We start from the raw sequence: 1,426 nt of genomic DNA on the forward strand, positions 1-1,426 counted from the left end.
GTTTATGCTCAGTATGAAAAATATTTAAGTTCTGTTTTATTCGCTAGTTTTAGCCGTCTACGAGTGTTAGTTTAGCGTTAATGAAAATTAAATCTCACGCAATGAATTTTAATTTTTAATGTATTAAGGCATCTTTTATGAATCAAACAGTGGAACAAACAATGAAAAAAGTAGGATTAGTCGGTTGGCGTGGCATGGTTGGCTCTGTGCTATTAGAACGTATGCAGAAACAAAGTGATTTTGCTCATATCGACACCACTTTTTTTACCACCTCACAAGCGGGTCAACTAGGTCCAGATATAGCAGGCGACGCAAAACCATTACTTGATGCAAGTGACATTAGCGAACTTGCTAAAATGGATATTATTGTTACGTGTCAAGGCGGCGATTACACCAATGCGGTATATCCAAAACTTCGAGAGTCAGGTTGGGATGGTTACTGGATTGACGCAGCTTCAGCACTGCGTATGAGTGAGGACAGCATTATAGTGCTTGATCCCGTAAACAAAGATGTTATTGAACAAGGCTTAGCGCAAGGCGTTAAAACGTTTGTTGGCGGTAACTGTACTGTATCGCTGATGCTACTTGCATTAGGTGGTTTATTTGAGCAAGACCTAATTGAATGGGTAAGTCCAATGACTTACCAAGCGGCGTCGGGCGCTGGTGCACGAAATATGAAAGAGCTTATTGCACAAATGGGCGCTATTCATGCAAGTGTTGCAGATAAACTAGATAACCCAAGCTCTGCTATTTTAGAAATTGATAAAATAGTAAGCGAAACGATGGCGTCGAGTGATTTACCACAAGATCAATTTGGTGTGCCACTTGCCGGTAGCTTGATCCCGTGGATTGACGTGCCTATGCCAAGTGGTCAATCTAAAGAAGAATGGAAAGCGCAAGTAGAAGCCAATAAAATTTTAGGTTCTTCAAAGCAACCAGTACCTATTGACGGTTTATGTGTGCGTATTGGCGCTATGCGTTGTCACTCTCAAGCAATGACCATTAAATTACGTGAAGATATAAGCGTAGAAAAAATTGAAGAAATTTTAGCGTCTCACAACGAGTGGGTTAAGGTTATTCCAAACGAGCGCGAAATCAGCTCAACAGATTTAACACCCGTTAAAGTAACAGGCACTTTAAGCATTCCTGTTGGGCGTATTCGTAAATTAGCGATGGGTCCAAAATACATTAGCGCATTTACAGTAGGCGATCAGCTTTTATGGGGAGCGGCAGAGCCACTTCGTCGTATGCTACGCATTATTGTTGATGGTGAGTAATACCAATTCGCAATAATACTTGATCAATTTGAGGGGTTAAATCTGACACTAACTACGTTAAAAATTTCTGATTTTGAACAACTAAATAACGAAATTTTTGCTTTGTTATCGACACGATTTTCTTCCCTCAAAATAGATCACTTAATTAA

1 protein-coding gene is annotated in these 1,426 nt (G+C 39.9%); it reads left to right on the forward strand.

What is annotated here, in order from left to right:
- Positions 1–137: 137 nt before the first annotated feature.
- Positions 138–1,277: an aspartate-semialdehyde dehydrogenase gene (gene asd, locus GQR46_RS19660; RefSeq protein WP_165742219.1), complete on the forward strand. Its 1,140-nt coding sequence runs from the start codon at positions 138–140 to the stop codon at positions 1,275–1,277.
- Positions 1,278–1,426 lie beyond the last annotated feature (149 nt).

Source organism: Pseudoalteromonas sp. Z1A6, from assembly GCF_011378745.1.
GTDB lineage: Bacteria > Pseudomonadota > Gammaproteobacteria > Enterobacterales > Alteromonadaceae > Pseudoalteromonas > Pseudoalteromonas arctica.

Bases quoted from the DNA above. Each gene is read 5' to 3' on its own strand.
- asd (WP_165742219.1), top strand. From the start codon at position 138: ATGAATCAAACAGTGGAACAAACAATGAAAAAAGTAGGATTAGTCGGT.